This window comes from Cupriavidus consociatus (assembly GCF_017814975.1).
Taxonomy (GTDB): Bacteria; Pseudomonadota; Gammaproteobacteria; order Burkholderiales; family Burkholderiaceae; genus Cupriavidus; species Cupriavidus consociatus.
Window position 1 is genome coordinate 1 of the sequence record NZ_JAGIQA010000043.1, and the last position, 20142, is coordinate 20142.

The 20142-nt window shown below is 56.2% G+C and carries 13 protein-coding genes and 1 pseudogene; 2 read left to right on the forward strand and 12 right to left on the reverse strand.

Translation table 11 applies throughout. The features are described from left to right. Nucleotides 1–84, forward strand: a pseudogene (gene sdhB, locus J8I82_RS34320) (succinate dehydrogenase iron-sulfur subunit); the annotation flags it as partial. Between the two features lie 427 nt (nt 85–511). Here sdhB and J8I82_RS34325 read toward each other — a convergent pair. The 4 genes from J8I82_RS34325 to J8I82_RS34340 form a co-directional block, all read right to left on the reverse strand. Further along, nucleotides 512–1303: a transcriptional regulator gene (locus J8I82_RS34325; RefSeq protein ID WP_245180466.1), complete on the reverse strand. Its 792-nt coding sequence runs from the start codon at nt 1301–1303 to the stop codon at nt 512–514. A gap of 823 nt (nt 1304–2126) precedes the next feature. Continuing rightward, nucleotides 2127–3248 carry a hypothetical protein gene (locus tag J8I82_RS34330; RefSeq protein ID WP_209764252.1) on the reverse strand — a complete coding sequence of 374 codons (1122 nt, stop codon included), beginning with the start codon at nt 3246–3248 and terminating at the stop codon, nt 2127–2129. A 168-nt stretch (nt 3249–3416) separates the two neighbouring features. Continuing rightward, nucleotides 3417–5120, reverse strand: a complete 1704-nt coding sequence (locus tag J8I82_RS34335; RefSeq protein WP_209764269.1) for a hypothetical protein — start codon at nt 5118–5120, stop codon at nt 3417–3419. A 280-nt stretch (nt 5121–5400) separates the two neighbouring features. Further along, entirely contained in the window at nt 5401–6222 is an 822-nt protein-coding gene (locus J8I82_RS34340) for a transcriptional regulator (protein ID WP_209764326.1), read from the reverse strand. Nucleotides 6223–6860: 638 nt separating this feature from the next. Between J8I82_RS34340 and J8I82_RS34345 the strand changes: the two genes are divergently transcribed. Continuing rightward, entirely contained in the window at nt 6861–8240 is a 1380-nt protein-coding gene (locus J8I82_RS34345; RefSeq protein ID WP_209764327.1) for an undecaprenyl-phosphate glucose phosphotransferase, read from the forward strand. Between the two features lie 686 nt (nt 8241–8926). On the opposite strand, the gene J8I82_RS34350 is transcribed toward J8I82_RS34345, so the two are convergent. From J8I82_RS34350 to J8I82_RS34385, 8 genes are all read right to left on the reverse strand, one after another. Then, a complete protein-coding gene (locus tag J8I82_RS34350; protein WP_209764278.1) occupies nt 8927–10402 on the reverse strand; it encodes an O-antigen polymerase in 1476 nt (491 codons plus the stop codon). Beyond that, entirely contained in the window at nt 10399–11439 is a 1041-nt protein-coding gene (locus J8I82_RS34355; RefSeq protein WP_209764279.1) for an acyltransferase family protein, read from the reverse strand. Before J8I82_RS34355 ends, J8I82_RS34350 begins: the two co-directional genes overlap by 4 nt. 29 nt (nt 11440–11468) lie before the next feature. Continuing rightward, nucleotides 11469–12722 carry a glycoside hydrolase family 71 protein gene (locus tag J8I82_RS34360; RefSeq protein ID WP_209764281.1) on the reverse strand — a complete coding sequence of 418 codons (1254 nt, stop codon included), beginning with the start codon at nt 12720–12722 and terminating at the stop codon, nt 11469–11471. 168 nt (nt 12723–12890) lie between these two features. Next, nucleotides 12891–14117: a hypothetical protein gene (locus J8I82_RS34365; RefSeq protein WP_209764283.1), complete on the reverse strand. Its 1227-nt coding sequence runs from the start codon at nt 14115–14117 to the stop codon at nt 12891–12893. Between the two features lies 1 nt (nt 14118). Continuing rightward, a complete protein-coding gene (locus J8I82_RS34370; protein ID WP_284183245.1) occupies nt 14119–15303 on the reverse strand; it encodes a glycosyltransferase family 4 protein in 1185 nt (394 codons plus the stop codon). A 111-nt stretch (nt 15304–15414) separates the two neighbouring features. Then, nucleotides 15415–17649 carry a polysaccharide biosynthesis tyrosine autokinase gene (locus J8I82_RS34375; RefSeq protein WP_209764286.1) on the reverse strand — a complete coding sequence of 745 codons (2235 nt, stop codon included), beginning with the start codon at nt 17647–17649 and terminating at the stop codon, nt 15415–15417. Between the two features lie 77 nt (nt 17650–17726). Further along, complete coding sequence (locus J8I82_RS34380; protein WP_209764287.1) at nt 17727–18902, reverse strand: polysaccharide pyruvyl transferase family protein; 1176 nt, start codon at nt 18900–18902, stop codon at nt 17727–17729. Then, nucleotides 18899–20098 carry a glycosyltransferase gene (locus J8I82_RS34385; protein WP_245180473.1) on the reverse strand — a complete coding sequence of 400 codons (1200 nt, stop codon included), beginning with the start codon at nt 20096–20098 and terminating at the stop codon, nt 18899–18901. Before J8I82_RS34385 ends, J8I82_RS34380 begins: the two co-directional genes overlap by 4 nt. Nucleotides 20099–20142: the final 44 nt, after the last annotated feature.

Below are 20142 nucleotides of genomic sequence, written 5' to 3' on the forward strand. Positions count from 1 at the left end.
TGCGTCGACGTGTGCCCCAAGGGTCTGAACCCGACCAAGGCCATCGGCAAGATCAAGGAGCTGATGGTCCGCCGCGCCGTCTGAGGCGTCACGGTGCCGGTTTAGTGCGGCACCAGCCCTCGGCACGATCCGGAGATGGGTGCGGTGGCTTCGCCTTGTCCTGAGGCGACGCCACATCGCACGAAAAGGTGCCGCTCCTGCGTGGCTTCATGCCACGCATCCTCTTAGCGATGCAGCTACCTTGCATCGGCATCATGCAAGAACGTCGCGGCGCTTCCGCCGCGACGCTCTCCCGCCTGAGTCCCCTTCCCCGCCTGCCGTGCCATGCACGTATTCCGCGCTTCTCTGGCTTACCTTGTTTTCCGCATGGCGAACTGGTTCCGGGCAAAAAAAAGACACCGCGCCAACGATGCCTTCAATGGGAAATTCAAATGAATGAAGAGCGAGGATTTTGTCAAATAAATTGACTCGGCAAAATTGAAAATTTTTTACATCAGTTTTTTGTGGCGTACTAAGCGAAAGTTTCGCACTTGCCCGCGCGCACGGGTTCGTTTACCGCAAACCCAGGTCGCACGCGTTCCGCTGTGTGACAGCCGCCCGCCTCCGCTGGCCGGCTGCTCATCACGTTGAGCTCCGGCAAGCGCTCCGGCCGGGCGGGCGGTCCGTCATCGACGGCATCGAGCTCGGCGCAGTGCCTGAAGTCGCTCTCCGCCAGCCGCGTGCCCACGAACTTGCCGAACGCGTCCAGTTGAACCTGCGACGTCATTCCTGCGCTGCCCCCGATTGCCGGGCAGATGATCCACGTCGTCCCGTCCTTGGTGAAGAGGCGCAAGCGCCTGACCTGGTCTGCCGGCTGGAGTGCATGCTCTTCGCTGGCCAGTCCGCCTAGCGAGAAGGCTTCGATGTATTCGTCCGCATGGCGATGGCTCAGGCAAATGACCACCTTCGGGCGCCAGCGGGCGCGGGTCTTTGCGAGGAACCGGAAGCGCTCGCCATCTCGGCACAGCTTCAGGTAGCGCGACTGCGGAATAAGTTCCGGCTGGCCTCGAAACGCCTTGGACCACGTCGTTCGTCCGTCGACGTGGGCAGGCAAGGGAAACAGGCTGAGCCTGAATTCGGCGCCTCTCGGCGAGTAAAGATGGCGCAAGTAGTATTGCTCCCAGTCATTGTCACCGGGCCGAACGCGCAGCGCCTCAGCCCGGGCGGCGGCCATGATACGCGCCACGCACTGATGGCCGAACCATTTGCCCATGTCTTCCCGATGCTGGTGCCGGAACACGGCGTCCCAGGCCGGTGGTGCCATACGCGGCTGTAGCGGTGCGACGAGCGGCTCCGACCACGCCGGGCTCCTGTCGCATATCCATACGGGCGCCTTTGGGTTGCCTCCTTCCATTCCAACATAGGAGGCAAAATAGCGATCCAGGTCCGGACGCGCGAACACCTTTGAATGCTGCATACTATCCCTTGCTGCTTAATGGGACCCCCGATAATCAATGCCGCAGCATGCCGTGGCCTCCCGGGCGCACGTGCTGCCGTGGTCTTTCCGCAAAGCGTCATGCGCTGGCAAGGTGCGAGAAATTCAGTGCGCCGCCGCAGGCGCCATCCTTTGCACCGATCCGGTCTTCTTAATGCCCGGACCTGCCCGCTTTAATTATGTAGTTAGTCTGGCACTCGCCTACGACACCAACTGACATAAAGAATGTCAAGTCAGTGGCGGCCGAATGCATTCGCGGCTCGAGGAAAAGCTGTGAGCCTGCGTTATCCTGTAACCAGGATAACTCCCATGCTTATGTGAATTTTGCCATGGAGAAACACCACTCCCTGGCAATGCGCCATTGTCGATAATTGGCGCTGAAGAAGAAAACTGCACCATGCATCAATAAGTGCAGCCCCCAGAAATCACCCAACTGATATATGCTTCTATCATTTTTTTGGATTGAAATAATTCTAACCTAGCCCTCAAGTTTTCGGAATTTCAATCTTTTAAGGTCTGACATAAGAGATTTGCTGCGATGCAATATCCTGGGAATTGCATTATCTATCCCCTCACCGGAGGGGATAAAAATGTACAGACAGGTCCGGGAACCAGCGGGCCGCTGCCATCGGCCACGACCGTCTTCACAAACTCAGAAGCCCGAGAATCGAATGCCGAGCGAGCCGTAGCCGTAGTACCGGTCCAGCTTGCCCACGGTGGTCGCGTTATAGAGGAATGGGATGGTGCCAACGAAGTTGTACAGCGACGCCTGGCCGCGCAGGAACACTTCCACGTTTTTCGCTACCGCGTACGACAGCTCCAGGCCCAGCGTATGGTTGGAGCGGATCGGCGAATAGCCGTAGGTTTCCGCGCGGCTATCGACATTGCTGCGCAGCAGGTACTGGAACTGGTATCCGAGCCGCGCTGCGAAGCGCTCGTACTTCCAGCGCCATGACCCGCCCAGGTTCAGGTAGCCGGCCGTGTAGTTGAAATCATCGTTGAAATCCATCCCGAACTGGCTGGCATCGACCGCGAAAGAGGCCGACTGCAGGGTAGTGTTCCCCACGTTGCACGGTGCGGCCAGCTGGCCATTGGCGATATTGTCGGAGCCGATAGCGACATTGAAGTTGCAGTTGCCTCGCTGCAGGCGGGTATTGATGCTGCCGATCGTCACGCGGCTGATGCCGAGCCCGATGAAACCGGTGAGCTGGTTGCGCTCGGTCAGTTCGCCGGAGAAGATGACGTCGGCCTGGGCCTGGACATCATTCGCGTTATTCACGGTGAGGCTGTTGAACGTCGTATTGCGAACCGTCACTGGCGACGAGCGGTTCAGGCTGCCGGAGTGGTCTCCCCATAGCGAGAAGCGCAGCATGATGCGATCGCGCGCACCGGCCTCGGCGAGCGGGTCGTAGTGCATCGCCAGCATCCAGGTATCGATCTGGTTGTGGTCCTGCCCGTAATCGATGCCACGGCGCCAGTAGGTGGCCGATCCTGACCAGTGCGGCGAGAACTTGTAGCCCAGCATCAGCTTGCCGCCACGATAATCACCGGCGTTGTCCGACACCGGCCCCTGCTGCCCGCGCAGGTTGAATACATCCACGGCGCGGTTCACCATATCGTAGCTGGCCTCCACCCGCACCGAGGTGAACTCTCCGGTGGCGGGCTCGGCTTGCATGAAGACGTCGTCGGGGGCGGCGCTGGCCGTGCCCGCGCACGACAGCCCCAGCATCAGGGCGCAGGCGGGGTTCAACCGGCGCTTGCGAATCAGCTGCATAGAAGACTCCGAGGCCACTGGGCGAGCCTCATGCGTAGCGGCTCCGGAGAGGCGCTCGACGCAGACAAGAAAAGACCCGGTCATCCTCGCGACTGGCTGAGACACGCGTTCGGATGACCGGGCGGCCTGGCCTTCCCCATGCTGGCGGAAGGCACCACTACGCGCCGGTCACGGGTTCAGCGTCACCGTCGTCTTGAGGCCGTCGCCGACCACCATCTCGGAGTCAGTCTTCACCAATGCCGTCTTGGCGAATTCCACGTCGCCGTTGACCAGCATGCCTACCTTCACATCCCGGCCGCTGACACCGGTGGTTGTGGCAAACGTCACCGGGAAGGTACTGGTGGCCTTCGGCGTGAGCGCGTCGACCTGTGCCTGGCTCAGCGCGCCGGCAGACCTGAGCTTGCCGAGGAACACCGTGAAGGGCAGGTTCAGCGAACCGCCGTTGGCCGTGGAGAACAGGCTGTCGGCGACGCTGTTGGTCAGGCTTGCCGCGGCAGACAGGTTGCCACTGATCCGGAACGAATAGGCGGTATTGGCAGGCACCACGGCATCTACCAGTTGCGACCCGTTGAACGTCAGCGTCACGTTCTCGATGATGACATCGACCTGGTTGCCACCGTAGGTATAGCTCAACCCGGCGCGCACTTGCGACGGCCCGCCGTTGAAGGCGCTACCGTTCTGCGTCAGCGCAACCTGGATCGAGCCCAGCGTGCCGCCCGTGGCCGAGATCGTGTCGGTGATCGGGTAGTTGGCGCCATTGATCGTCAGGTTTGACAGCAGCAGGTAGTTGTTCAGCCCGACAGCGTTTGCCACGTTGTTGATGGCGCCGGCATCCACCGCGCTACCCAGCTGCGCAGCGGCCTGCTGGATCTCGGCGGTGTTACCGGTCGACACCGCATCGCCGAGTTCAGCCAGCGTGTTCGTGATCGATGCATCCGTCAGCCCGTCAGTCGTCACCGCCTGGACCAGCGCCGTGGTCGTCGTGGACTGCGCGCTCTCGGTCACGATGTTGAGCGATCCGCTTTCCGTCAGCGCCGCCAACGTTTCGGTGGGGCTGCTACCCAGGTCGACGGCTCCCAGCGCGGTGCTCACGCTCGCCACCTGGGTCGTGATTACCGGCGCGGCCAGTGCGGCCACATTGGCGGCCACGGCGCCGATGTCCGAGCGCAGTTCAGCGGGAAGGCCGGCCTGCGCGTTCTGTACAGCGCTGGACACAACGTTCGTGACCAGCGCAACGCTGGTCAGGTCTGCCGTGCCCGGCGCGCTGGCCACGGCGTTGGCGACTGCCTTGGAGGCCGCTGCGGCCGAATCCGCGGCAGTCAGCGTGCCGCCCTCGCCCAGGCCCTTCAGCGTCTTGGCGACGTGATCCACCAGCTGCTGCACCACGACTGCCGCCCGCAGCGCGGCTGCGTCCTGCATCGGATCGAGCGTGGCCAGGTCCTTGCCTGGCAGGCCAAGCCCCGTTGCGAGCGGCGCAGCCTGGCCCGAGCCGAGCTGGACCGCCAGTGTGGTCAGCGGCGAAGCCACCGGAATCACGCCCTCCTTGTAATCCAGCGCTGGTGCCTGCAGCACCCCGGTGAACGGCTGGTTGGTACCGATATCGGTACCGCCGGTCACTCTCAGCGCGCTCTTGGTGCAACCCGCCGGAAAGGTAAAGTCCCCGGTTCCGTTCGTGACTGCGGTCTTGTTGTCGCAGTCAAGGAAGGTGACAGTCGAGCCGGACAGGTAGAAGTCCACCGCCTTGCCGCTCACGGTGGCGGAAGGCTGGGTGGGCGGTGGCGAATCGTCGCCGCCGCCACCGCAAGCCACCAGCGTTGCTGCAGCACTTGCCATGATGCCAAGGATAAAGATGTTCCGGGTTTTGGTTTGCACGCTGCTCTCCTGAGATCGATACTTCGCTACAACGAAACATGGTGGGGAATACTGCGACGGAGTACTGCCGCGCACAGTCTCCGGCGCACTACGCTGCCGCTGATGCCACGCACGAAACTGGCGAGCGGGTGCTGTGTCAGCTGCTTGCAGATCGCGGCAGCCCGCAGATAAACGCATCCACCAATCCGTGTCACCCCTACTTGGCGGGGGAAAGACAATCCTTTGCTGCGCAAACCGCGCGGCCAGGCGAACGGTATCGGCGAACCGTGCGCGTCATGACTCATGACGCCCTCGCTATCGGCTCCTCCGCACCGGTCGAGAGCTCGGGGAAATCGTCCGGCTGCAGCCAGCGCGTGATGTACTGCCCCATCGCATCAAGCAACACATCGGACATCAATCCCGCTGCGCCGGCCAATGGCGGACAGATGAGCCACGTGGTGCCGTCTCGCTCGAGCACCCGCAAGGTCTTGGGCTGGTCGGCGGGCTGAAGGACGTGGTCGGTGGCGCGCGCCTGCGCGAGGACGAACGCCTGCACGAAGTCTTCGGCGTGCCGCTCGCCCAGGCATATCACCACCTTGGGCTTCCAGCGCCGGCGAATCGCATCGATGAAGGCAAAGCGTCGGCCTTCGCGGCAGAGGTCGAGGTAACGCTGCCGGGGCAATAGCGCCGGCTGGTCGCGAAACGCCTTCGACCACGGTGTCTGATTGATCAGGCGCGCCGGCAGCGGGAACAGGCTGAGCTTGAACTCGGCGCCGTGCGGCGCGTACAGATGATGGTCAAAGTACTGCTTCCAGTCCTGCTCGCCGATGGCCGTGTTGAAGACCTGTGCACGCGCGGCCGCCATGATGCGGGCAATCCTCTGGTGCGACTGCCAGCGCTCCATGTGATGGCGATACTTGCAACGGTAGGCGGCATCCCATGCGCCGGGTTGGCGACGCGGGACCAGCGGGGCCAATAGCGACGCGCCGCTCGGATGCGGGGAGCTATCGCAGAACCATACCGCAGCGCCTGGATTTCCACCTTCCATCCCTACGTACGAAGCGAAATACTCATCCAGCTGCTCCCGCGTGAATACCGTATGTGGCTCTGTCTTCTTTCTCATTTCATTGCCGCGGTTGAGTGAAGGATGTCCGGCTACCGGGCCGCATCTGCCTTTGGTGGGCATCACACAAACTCGGCGGTCCCGAACCGCTCGCCAATGCTTTTTATTCTCACCCCCGGTGCGTGGGGTGCGCTGGCCTCTCGCTTCCCTCCTTGAGCGGGGTAACGCTGAAGTCAGTTGCACGGCATCTTCGCGCGCGAAAAATCGACGAAGCCCTTCGCGAATAGTGGTCGAATGCATCATCGGCAAAGGCCAGACTTTCCCTTCTGATGAAGGGTACCGACGCATTTCGCTGCATCGCACTATTCGCACCTGAAAACACGAAGCACGCCGGTGCCAACAGCGCGCCGGCAGCAAAGAGCGTTGCGGTTCCATGGACGACCCTCAAGGATGCGGCCGTGGCCGGTCGTCAGCTGACTGCCGCCACACCATGGAACCGGCTGCCGGAATGCAGCCCCGCACGACTCTGCTTTGTCCACACACCTTGAGCATGCACAGCAACGATGCATGCCACGTAACGAGCCTGGACGCTACCGCGCGCGGACCGGAGGTTCGGAGGAGACAACAAGGCATGGGCACTCGCTTGAATGCCCATTACTCAACGCTTCTGGGGGAAGCAATTGGGTATCTATCGCGATATGTTTGCCAGGCACCATGATCAGCTCGCGCTGATGGCTCGCCTGCTCGATGCCGGCGCCATCTGGCTTGCGGCAATCCTGGCCAGTGAAGTGCGGTTTGCCACTGCGCATGCGCCGATCCACCAGTTCATCCAGTACTTCGGCTGTGCGATCGCTTTCATCGTGTTGCCCGGGTTCGACGTCTACACCTCGTGGCGCGGGCGCAGCCTGTTCTCGCTCGCTGCGCGCCTGATGTCTGCCTGGAGCCTGGTGTGGCTGGTCAGCCTGCTGCTGACCTACCTGCTCCATCAGGCCGACTCCCTGTCCCGCCTGTGGATGGTGTACTGGTACGCCTTCTCGCTGGCCGGCCTGGTGGGCCTGCGCGTGGTCACCCGTGCCGCGCTCAACCTGCTGCGCGTTGCCGGTGCCAACAACAAGCGCGTGATCATCGTTGGCTTTGGCCGGACCGGCCAGGAAATGTACCGTCGCGCGACCGCCAGCCACACCACCGGGTTCAAGGTCAGCGGCATCTATGCCGCTGAAAGCGAATCCACGCCGGAGGGGCGCCGACGCATCACCGACAGCGCCCACATCGCTGATTTCGCCCGCGCGCACGGGATCCATGAGATCTGGATCACCCTGCCAATGAGCGAGCACCGCCTGATGCAGGAGATCGCCTTCTCGCTGCGCAATGACTTCATCGACATCAAGTGGATGCCGAGCGTGCTCGACCTGGACCTGCTCAACCACAACGTAGGCAACTTCCTGGGCATGCCTGCGGTGGAAATGAACAAGCCGCCCTCGCTCGGCGTGCGCGGGGCCATCAAGGCCATCTTCGACCGCAGCTTCTCGGCATTGGTGCTTGTCGCGCTGTCGCCACTGTTCCTGCTCATCGCCATCCTCATCAAGCGCGACTCGCCGGGCCCGGTCTTTTTCAAGCAGGAGCGCCTAGGCATGGATGGCCGTGTCATCCACGTCTACAAGTTCCGCAGCATGAAGGTGCACGCCGAGCACGGCGTCGTCACGCAGGCAACAAAGGGCGACAGCCGCGTGACGCCGATCGGTGCCTTCCTGCGCCGTACAAGCCTGGACGAGCTGCCCCAGTTCATCAACGTTCTCAAGGGCGAGATGAGCGTGGTAGGCCCCCGGCCGCACGCCATGGCGCATAACAACATCTACAAGGAGCAACTGAACTTCTACATGCTGCGCCACCGCGTCAAGCCGGGCATCACCGGCTGGGCCCAGATCAACGGCCATCGCGGCGAGACTGACACCCTGGACAAGATGGCCAAGCGCGTGGAGCACGACATCTTCTATATCCGCAACTGGTCGTTCTGGATGGACTTGAGGATTATTTTCTGGACGGCGTTCAAGGGGTGGAGTGGACAGAATGCGTATTAAAGCCTGCGCATCACGGATAGTGAGCTATCAATTCCACGGGCATTCGGGACATTGAGTTCGTAGGTCAAACGCGCACTATCCCTCAAGACAGAGGCGACACCCGGGCTCGAAGTCGAAATTCGCGCACCGGACACCGCGAGTCGCTCGTGCTAGGGTTGCCCTCCTCTCGCATTTGCATGCCTCGTAGCAACTCATTCCCTTTGCAAGGGTATTTTTGCAATAGCCAAGGTCGGCCTTGCTTCTGATTTTTAAGTCGAAGAATAGGCGCCCTGACACACCCTTTGCGAAGGCAGAGAAGCAAGGCAGATAAAAGCCAAGGCAGATAAAAGCCAAGGCACAATAGCAGGCGCGCGACCTGGCACGCGGGATCGATTCCAAGCATGGGGCACGTCGGAACTGCAGATCCTTGTCCGTTGCTCAAGGTAGTTGTACTACGCTAACCCACTTCCGCCTGGGGTATCCGTACCGGTCCTGGGCGATCTCCACTCTCCAGCAACCGCTGGCTCCAAAGCAAAATGTTGCCCGGCAGGCGCATCCTTGCCCGCGCTCCAGTATCTCGCCGCCGCCCGGCAGGCAGGCAGGCAGGCAGGCAGGGCATGCGGCATTATGAAGCGCGCCGGCGCGCGGCCGGGACAAAAAAGCCACCCCGAGAGGTGGCTGGTGTTTCGAATGGAGTCCTCGGAAGATCATGTAGCCGTGGGCGCCAACGGACCCCGATTTTCAGCAAGCCAAGGGCTCGTATACCGAAGCCGCGGCCAGCTCAAGGCGTACCCCATCGGTATGCCAAATAATAAAACCCACCGAATCACGTAATACACCATCACGTTTGAATCGAACAGAAAGAACAGGAACGGCAGCGGCCAAAGGACGGCGCGGAGCGCTTTCCATCTGCTCGATTTCCCACTGACCCTGTTCAGCACTACGAGCAGCCACCCCGGAATTACAAACGACACTATGTATCCCAGCAAACCGAAATTGACCAGGAACTCCCCCGGCATGCCGAACAGCAATGTCGTCTTCTTCAACGTACCACGCTCAACATCCTGGACGATCTCGGTCTTTTCTTGCGCGAAGGTATCTGGCTTACCCTTCCAAAGTGCCGACGGAATGACGGAGGCGATCGCGCCTAGAAAACTCCGCCCCATTGAAAGTTCGTATCCAGGTTTCCCAATCTCTTCGATCGCGGTTGTCTGCACGTCGAATCTTGAAAGGTCGCGAAACAGGAACGAGCTGATCGGCCCCATGCTGACTTGCAATACCCGCTTCTCCTCGAAACGCTGATTGATCTTGCCAAGATCCTCGAACCCCAGGCCGAGCTTCAGCGGGATAAGAACGATCCCTGTCAGCGCAACCACTGCACCCACAATCTTCGCCTTTCTTGCGCTGATAGGCTTGACGAAGCCGTGATAGATAAACAACGCGAAGACGAGCACGAATACGATGCCCTGTCGACTACCGGCAACCCCTGACGCCAACCACCCAAGCCCGAAAAGCTGGGCGAAAGCAAGAAGTGTAAGAATTGTGCTCGATCGCTTTCGGACCATCAGGCAGACGAATACCCAAAGCGGCGAAGTATTAGCAAACGCCTGGATCACCCCCAATCCTTTGAATGGATCATAGTCGGTTCCAGTACCCTCAAGCCGGTCTTCATAAGCACTGGCAACCGCTCCATAGCCGCCGAGCTTGATGTACATGAAGGCAAGTGCCGCCAATGACATTGCTGCGAACAGGTATGCGATTCGGTTAGCCCTCGCCGTCCGATCGGAAACGTCCGGCCATGGTCTTAGATCTTTCGACTTGAGGTCGAGGTAGACTTTCGTCACAAGAACGCCGGCAATGCTGGCCAAGAACCAGGTGCCAACTGCAAGGCTATCCTGCGACAGAAGCCTCAGGTAGATCTCATCACCGGTAATCAGCTGCCCGAGAGGAAATATCCCCAAAGAGAACAGAAGGAAAAGGCGGAACCAGCGAACCGTCGCATTGCGCGGTCGAATCATCATGACCGCGACGACAAGCACAAGGGCCAGAATTACAGTCAGCGGATGCGCTCGGCCGTTCGCGATGACTACCGCAATGGAACACATGCAGGCACCAATCGCTAGGGTTGCCCACATTGCTTTCCCTCCGTTTGCTGGAGAGCCACTATAGCGGCGCATATTCATCGTTGTGCCACCCGTTTGCCGTCAGCTCGCGCGCCGGACATTGATTTCTCCGATGCCAACCTCACGAATTTGGTAAGCTTAACTTCGATTAATGCATAGCAAAGGTATCCACCCACCAGCGCCAACGCAGTCAGAACAGCGATCGATGTGATTGGATACTCCTGGAGTCCGAAGCGCTTGATTGCGAATGCAGTAGTAGCCAACGAAAACGGGTGCGAAAGATAGAGTGAGTACGATGCATCGCCGATGGTGCCCGCCAGTCGACCAAGCATTGTGTCGGACACCTGCCTAACGGTGTCCTCAGCACTTACAAGGCCAGCAAATACAAATGCCATTGGGACGCCGTAGCTGTAAACTCGATCATGCACTTTTCCACTTAGCGCGCAGGAAAAAAGACTCACTACGCCGATCAATACCAGCAGCGCGCTGAGTTCCCGTGAGCGAGGACCATACCTCACGAACAAGTACGCTCCTATGCCCATAACGAACTCAAGCACAATAGGAGCAGTAAGAAATTTGACTGTGGGGTTGGCTGGCTGCAGCACCGACCCTCCAACTGCAAGCGCGACCATGATGCCACTGACAATCGCCAACCTCGATCGGAGTGCGAAGCCGAGGGTAGCGGCGAAGATAATGTAGAACCAAAATTCATAGGTCAGCGTCCACCCGTTCTGGATTAGAAACTTAACCCCCGTCGGAATCAACGTGAACGAGTGCAGCACGGTCGTGGTGCCGCCACTACTGTTCACCAGGCTCGGGCTTACGATGTAGACCATCAGCGCAACCAGAGTGAGTGTCCAGTACAGCGGGATGATTCGAAGCACGCGGGCGAGCAGGAAGCCCCGCACAGTCACCTTCCGGTTGGCTGTCACGTGGCACATGATGAACCCGGAAATGATGAAGAAGAGATCAACGCCCGCCCCCCCGATCTCCCAAACCGCGCCGGTTCCGGAAATCTGCCCTTGCTTCGTAACAGCATGGCAGACGACGACAAGGACGGCGGCTACGGCTCTCAAAAACTGGACGGAATAAAGCATACAACTCCTCGGTTTCGACCAACTTCGATCTACCCCTTCGCACTACCAGCAAAATAATTGTATTGCCCGGAAAAATCGTCCGAACTTATTTCCAGTTCGCCGACTTTATCAATGATCACGCTCCCCCATCTATGCAGAGTAAATCTTGGAATGCCGGCGTGAGAAGCAACACTAAGATGGGTAACTCCGCGGCCAACTTTAAAAATGCTTATACGCCCATCGATGTTCACCGTGAACTCCGCCTGATCTTTGAGCAGCAAAGTCACATGTATATCCGGCGAAAGCCGCTCTTTTGTTCTAGGTAAACTACGCACACCTTTCTTCCCCAAGCTCGACCATTCCCCGTACTCAGAAACGTCTACCGGATGAAGCCTGTAGAAATAAAAAATCTCGTCGCGGTTGATTTCCGGCCGTCTTCCTCTCTTGAACCACGATATATAATACTTGCTGGCCTCAAGATATCCCTTATGAGAAAGCATGTCATTGAAGCGTTCAGCGAATACTCGTCCTCTTTCCGCGGCTAAAAGGGGGGCTACATAGGTCGACTCTGCCCAATCGTTCCAGGTTACGATCTGTACCCAGTCTGCGTCGCCATGGATTGCCGCCTCCCATTCCATTGCCATTCCGACAAAGCCATAAGTCTCGAAAGCCCTATAATTAGTGCCGGTATACAACCCCCTATAGTACGGAGTGACTGATGACATAAACAGTGTACGCACGGCCCTGAATCGGTCGCTCAACATCCGAATCGACGACGCCAAAACCCACGGAGAGCCGGCGGCACCAAAATAGAAGTATCCATCCGCTCCGCCCAATTTCGAGATGAGTTCCTGCGCCTGCCTGTCTTTTATTTCCTCCTCCCCCGTATCCGGCACAAAATGAGGAACAAAAAACACTCCAAGTTCGCGCGACAACTTAATAAGCGACGCACGTTTTGTTGAGTTCCCCCCCCCTGCGGAATATGTTGAAAGGACAGGTTTTCCGTTCACTTTCAGTTGATTCGGCAAATCCGCAGTACTTCGCACAATATCTTCGACTTCGTCCTGCGCCCTGCCATCAGCGGAAACAAACAGCCAGAAATCAGCCTTAAGCGCGCTTGCTGCCTCGAAAATCTGCAAGACTCTGCGCTTGTAATGGGGCTCGCTCCTGCTCCAGCCTCCACAGTTGAGGGCAAAGCCGTCTATCCCGTGGGCAATAGCCTCCCTGATCTCCGTTTGATAGTCTTCAATAGCGGCATTAGCTCCTGCCCTTGGCCACGCAACCATATAGTGTGCGAATACCATCTTAGGCGCCCTAATTTCATTCTCGGGCGATGGCTCGAAGTCCTCTGCCCGCAGAAATCCTAAAATCGGAAGAGATCCGAATAAAATAGACAGTCGTCTCCGGAGCACACTACGGGGGGGGGCGGATGTCATGCCTGGCCTCTATATACGGAATCCACAACCGATCTATTACGTCTCAGCTAACTTTGGAAGACATAAAATAGACAACGGTACTAACACGGCATATACGACCGCCATCGAAACTACGGCACCGAAAACACCAAGCCACTTTGTGAAAACCAAAAGCGCGACTATTACACCAATAACCTCGAACGTCGAAATAAACACAAAGCGCCGTGAATTATTCACGAAAACATAAAGCGATATCAATCTACAAGAAAATATCAATAACGCCCCACCAAACACTAAAAACATAAAGTAGAACTGTTGCCGGAAGGGTCCCACCTCCCCGAGAGGAAAAAGATTCACAACACAGGAAAGATAAGCCATCAGCCCGCAACCCAGTATCGACATCGCGGCAAACACAAAAAGCACAACACTCTTTCGCTCTTTATTTCGCAATATAGAAGAATAGTCAAACCGCTTTTGAACGATGTACGCCAGCGATTGACCGAAGTTAAATGCTAAATTCTGAATGCTTTTTACGCCGCGGTAGAGACCGGCCGCCGCGGGCCCCGCAGCGGCGGCAACAATCATTACGTCAACGTGCTTTGCGCCCGAGAATAGCGCATTGGAATACCAACTACTCAACAATTCGCGCCACGCAAATTTGACTATCTGTGAATAGTTTGCAAGCCGCAGACTCTGGCTCGTGGCCGTATTTCCTAAGCGCTTCGCCACGACTATTCTATACGCGCCAAGCAACAGAAGGCCATAAATAGCCTCCACCGCCAATAGCAGGTCAGGGAAATAAGGCTCCCACTGTTGCTCAAGCGAGATCTTCCAGACTGCCGCGACACGCAAAGATGCAGCGAATGCAGCAACCAGGCATATCAATCCGTTCCCGCCATTCAGCCTCAGGTATCCCAGTGCGAAATGTGACATTGCATAGGCCATTGGTGCAAGCACGAGAATTAACCATATCTGTGGCATCGCGACGACTTCGACACTATGAAGCAGATAGACCCCTCCCAAAAATATGACCGATGATCCGAGTGCGCTAAAAAAATCCAAGAAAAGCAGGCTTGGGAAGCTTTCCCGTATTTTGCTTACGCTATAGATTCTTGCTGCACCAAAATTAAATACATCGATAGCCACAAAAAACATCGCCATCAATGCATAACACTTTCCGGCCCACTCGACGTTTAAATTTTTCAACGCAATAACGACCGCGAGAAAATTGCCAATCGCCGGGATTGCGGATCCGGCAATCACATAAATTACATCCCTGCGCATCCTATCGTGCCTCGAAAAGCCTGTTGCAGTATGCAGCGTACTTCGAACGTAGCTTTTCCTCACTGAACTCCATGGCCACATGTTGCTGCTGACGAGATTGACTTGCCAGCAGGGTGCGGTCTCTCACCAGTCTCTCGATTGCCTTCACAAGCTCTGGTCGGTCACCAGCGCAGACCAGTTGCTGCGGGGGCAGAACATCGGGTATGCCGCCGACCTTGGTTGCCAGCACAGGCAGGCCAACCGCCATCGCCTCAAGCATTGCCCGGGGCATGCCCTCCTGAAAAGACGTCAATACAAAGAGATGATGTTTACGGAGCAACGCATGCACTTCTTCCGCGGAAATCACGCCGACAAAGTCGACTACATCTTCAATCATGAGTCGGCGTGCATATGCCTCAAACTCCTTGCGCAATGCCCCGTCCCCCACCAGAGACAACCTTATCGCAACCCCTCTCTGTCGAAGTTCGGCCACGGCGTCTAACAAGACGATATGACCCTTGCTGTGGTTATGCATCATCCCTATGTTCACGAGGCTAAAATCTCTGGCGTTCAGCTTCTCATGCGAGACGGAGCTATCGGAAAAAAGACTGTCCGGCAAATACACATCACTGAATCCGAATGCTATCTCCGGCGTGGATGGATACTTATCCTGTAAATAGCGACTCGTCACATATCTAACGCTTTGCGATTTTCGAGCCGCCAACTTTGTGAAATATACGTGAGCGACTTTCGCCACCCTTCGGAGCGGATGCGTTGAGGCGGCCTCACTAAAATAGTCTGCCGGATCAGCCACAATCTCCGCCGAGAATTTTCTTCCAGACAGAAGGCAAAGAAGCATGGTGAAAACAGCAATGTTCCCCGGAAACCTGATCAATATGACGCCAGGAGATCCAACCACGCGCCATAGCCGGCCAATCAACCTGGGAGTACTTAGCAGCAGGCTCACCGCGCCCCTATTTGAGCCCAAATCCAAAAATTTCACCTTTGGCCCGGTGACCGCCTCTCCAACCGAGCGCGTCCCATCAAACGCCCTAGCTGCTATAACCACGCGGTCGAAAAAATCGACGAATCTAGCACCGAACATTCTGTATCCCATATGAGGACTCATAATCTCACCACCAAAGCGGTTGAAATTCCCGTCCATCACCATAATGAGCGATCTCTCATCTTCGGCACATTTCATCACTTTGAGCAACCTTATCGATTCACTTCCTCTGAAGCCAGATTTGCGAAGCAACCTGCAAAAAAAAGCATCGCGATTTCTTAATCTTAGAGCGATTGGCAGGCGCGCTTTGCATCAAACTGTCTCGCCGGCAGAATTCCCGTACTCGTATTTCACGTAACGATATCTTCCGTATTTCGAACCATACGTGAATGCGCTCTGATCAATGCCATTAAAAATCACGCCCTTTATGCTTGCGTTCGAATGACCCAAACTCTTCGCACTTTCCGTGATCTCACCGATCGTAGTTACGTTTGATCTCGCTATAACAAATACTGTGCCGCAGTGGCCCGCCGCCAACGAAGCGTCGGACACAGCAAGGACCGGAGGCGAATCGACGAGAACGATATCATATTTGCTACTTTTTGCATCTAGGAATGCTTTTAATCGATCATTCGAAAGCAAATCGGCCGGATTAGGCGGAATAGCGCCTGTACTGATAAAATCCAGGTTAGGGAAAACGCTGCAACGGGTAACTTTCTCGGGCGATGAATTTCCAGAGAGAACGTCCGACAGGCCAGGAGCACGTTCGAGTCCAAAATATTGATTCAAATAGCCTTTTCGCATATCCGCATCAACCAGAAGAACGCGCTTACCGCCAGCGGCCAATACAGCAGCCAGATTTGCGGACACGAATGACTTCCCCACCGACGGGGTGGCTCCCGTCAAAAGCACACGGTTATTTTGAGCATCTAACATTGCAAATTGCAGCGCCGTGCGGAAACTCCGCAGTGCCTCGATGGAGGCTTCATCAGGTTTCAAGTTTGCCAAAAGATGCTGGCCGCTCTTCTTCGCGCCAATAGCCTTTGATATCTCGAGCTGTGCCTGGGATAGCGGTATCGTTGCGTAGACATTAAGTCCGGTGCGCTGCTCAATATCCTGCGCACTCGTCACTCCTCCGAAAATCGTCTCGCGTACGAGTGCCGAAATTACACCGAGCATAAGGCCCAGAATCGCTGCAACGGTCATTACCAGGGCGCGTTTTGGTTTTACTGGCTCCTCGGGTATACGTGCCTCATCCAGTTGTCGAACAGTGCCCACCTTGCCCGCCTTAACCAGCTTGAGTTGTTGCATATTATTGAGGACACCGACATACAGATCATTGCTGACCTGTACATCGCGCATCAGGCGTACGGCATCCTGCTCCAGATTCGGCAGGGATCTCATTTGTTTTGCTTGCGACGTTACCTTTGCACTCAGCGCAGCAACCTGTTGCTCCACAGCTTTAACACCCGGGTGATCAGGAGAGAATCTGCTGCGTAGCTCGGTAAGTTTTTGCTTTTGTTCGAATAGCGCCGTCTGGGTCGTTACGCTTTGTTGGAGGTAAGCGGCTCCCTCTTCACTCAAATTAAATGTACCGCGGGAATTTCGAAGTGCATTGAATCGGTTTTCTGATATCTCGAGTTGCGACTTCAGTTCTGGCATAAGCTTTTCCAGAAACGCAATTGACTTCTCGGCCTCTTCTCCTTTTCGCCTGATATTCTGCTGGACATATTCATGTCCTATCTCGTTGAGAATATTCGCAGTTAGCTTGGGATTTTTCCCCTGCAGAGAAGCGTCAATAATTCCGCTTTGCTTTCCCTTCTCTTCTATTCGCAGGTTCACTTGCAGGTCTTGCAGCGTTTTCAACTGCGAATTTCTAATCAGGATAAATCTAGCCAGTGGCTTCGCCTTGACCCCCGCCACCGAGATTTCTATGCGACCTACACTCTGCGTAACCGAGGTGATTTCACCCAACTTACCCTCGATCGGATTATCTAGATCGGCTTGCTCAAGTCGAAAGCGTCCGTTGGGCAAAACCGTGAGGACGAAGTCTTCTCCCTCGAGTTCCTCAGGAACATTAAACTCTTTGACATCTATCGACTCACTGCCCCAAACGTACCCTCCCCAGCCGAGAAGTCCGGGGTCGGAAATGCCCTTGTTTCGACTGGCGATCCAACGGCCGATGAACGGGAAGTAGCGTGGCTTAGCATCGATGTAGAGGCGAAGATTGTCGACGGCCTTGCCCACGACCATTCGCGATCGGAGTATTTCGATCTCGGCTGCGGCCTGCGTCTTGGTGTCAAACAACTGCGATACGTCACCTAGAAGGCTGCTGGCACTTGTGGGACTGTCCTCCACCTGGACGAGGACATCTGCCTCATATATAGGAGTCGCGAGGATCGCGTACACCCCTCCCAGAAAAATAGCTGCTGCCAGCACCGAAGCTATCAGCCTCCAGTTCCCCAGCAAAACGTCTAAATAGCGGACAAGCTCACCGTCCTCCTCCGCGGAGGCGAGATTGTACTGAACAGGAAGTCGATCGTTCATCAAAAATACCCTCCCTCCTCCTACTCCAGTTTGCTAACTAGTGGCAGTGAAGATTAAGATTGGTTAGATACAGTTCTTTAATTTTGCGAATTTCCCGTGACTCGGCGAATTTCGCTCACGATCGAGTCGTAGCTATTGCGAGTTGCGATCAGATTTTTTTCCGCACTCAGCCAAAAATTGTCGATCGCATTGCTTTCGAAAATCTTATGTATAACTCGCGATGCCGAGAAATCCGCAGCGTTTTCGACCCACCCGTCGACACCGAGATCCTTGTACGCGCCGAATCCTTTTCTTTCATAGCTCAAATGGAACGCCGGGACACCAGCCAGTATCGATTCGAGTGCCCCGTGAAGGCGAACAGAGATCACGACGTCGGGTTTATCTTCGCTCAGGATCGTCTTCAGGGAATTGAGCGGATCCGAGATTCCAATTCGATTGTAGTAAGCTACGTCATCGTTTCCGCGGCCAGAGCTTTGAATTGCGTACGTTACCTTACATCGCTTCTTTAACTCAGATATCAGCTCTCTCGTTGAATCGGCATAACGCTTTCGCTGCTCACGATCCCAGCGCGGCGCCTCACGCAAAACCAATGCAACATGACCAATATTACGAGTTATTTTTCTAACCCGATGCGTTTGTCCACCATAACTATTGCTAAACTCAAGCACCGCAAGATCCGGTGCGCGACGCGTGTTAGAATTTTTTTCTAGGGCCTTTAATGACCGCTCATCACGTACATAGACACGCTCGAATCCTCCGAGCATTCGAGTCAATTTTGAGTGAAATACACTCGCAAATCCGTCGGGGCGAAGCAGGGTCGGTCCGATGCTCTGAGGCAAATATATTGCTGGCTTTCCCGAATTTCGGGCCGCTCTTAACTGTACGAAATGCCCGAGCGCAAGCTTGGCCGCTTCGGCGTTGTTGCGGGCTCGCAGATATCCACCACCAACGCCCACGATGAGATCTACCTCTTCTAGAAGCCGGTAAAGCTTCCGGGTAGGCGCGATAGGAATATTAAGGACCACCCCAAGTGCCGCCGCCACACGGCCAAATCCGTTCTGTGCGAGTACCGGTGCATGGACCACGTCGTGATAGCTTGAAAAAGAGTGGGGGTCTGCCGCAACAACCGTAATTCTGATCTTATCTCCCAACGCCTCCCTAAGCATTTTCACCGACAAATCCACCAGCAGTCCATCGCCGGAGTTCTTTCGACTATATGCGTGTAGCAACGCGACATGACAGCGCGAGTTCATTCTGTGCTCCCATCGCCCAGGCTGGCATAAACCTTCAGCGTCCGCTCCACCATTTCGGAGGCGGAATATCGTGCTACGGCCTCCGTACACCTGACACGCATTTTTCCCCTCAATTCTGAATTCTCAAAAAGCTTTTGTATTGCGTCAGCGAAATCAAGAGGCTCGTCCGTATTTTCAACGACAATGCCGATGCCTTCTTCGGAAACCAGCTCTTCAGCGCCGGGAACCCTTGTCGTAACTATCGGCAGATATGCAGCCATCGCCTCGAGATAGACGTAAGGAAACCCTTCATATCTACTTGCGAGGGCAAATATGTCGAACGCGGCAAAGTACTGTCGTGCCTGAGGGACCGGTCCGAGAAACCGAACATTTGCCGGCAGATCTACTGCCCGCAATCCGGTTGCAACTTCGATATCTCCGGATCCAATTATCACAATACAGATACCTTCGCCGAACTTGGAATATAGGGTCCTGGATATCGAAACGAGTCTATCGATGCCTTTCTGAAATTCCAGGCGGCCAACAAAGCCGACATAGAACTTTCCTTGTTCGAGCCGCAGCGCTTTCCTGGCGTCGCGCTGTGACAGCAAGGAGAAGGATGGTATCCCGTTGTAAATGGTGGTGGTTATCCGACTGGGTATGGCCAAAACATTGCGCGCGTGTTCAGCCTCGTCCTTGGAAACTGCTATCAGCCGATCGGTGCCGATTCTGCCAAACCAACGCTCAATTGCACCGTAAAACCTGCGTTTCCCTCGCGACAAATAGGGATTAAGAGTATAGAGGGCGTGCGGGGTGTAAACCTGTTGCCACGATCCGAGGCAAAGCCGTGCGAGTACCCCCGCCTTCGAACTGTGGCTATGAACAATCGCTGGGCGGATTCTGATTATTTGCCGAAAGACGTGAAAATATGCGATGAGATCCCGCCACGTGACGTTACGGTGCATAGGAACTCGCACAAAGGACGTGCATAGGCCAATAACCTGATCCGTAAGGATGCTCGCATCGAAGCGAGCGCCTGATGGAGCGATCAGGTGTACCTCGACACCTTTTGCAACCAACCCACGGATCATATCGACCAGGTGAACTGCGACGCCGCCGCCCGCAGCCTCAACGACGAACACCACGCGAAAAGATTGTGAAAATTTGTTGACACCGGTCTCTAGTAGGGCCGTACCATCGAGATGCCTTATTTCCATTTTCTTCACCCATTAATGTTCCGACAGCACTGGCCGCTCAATGC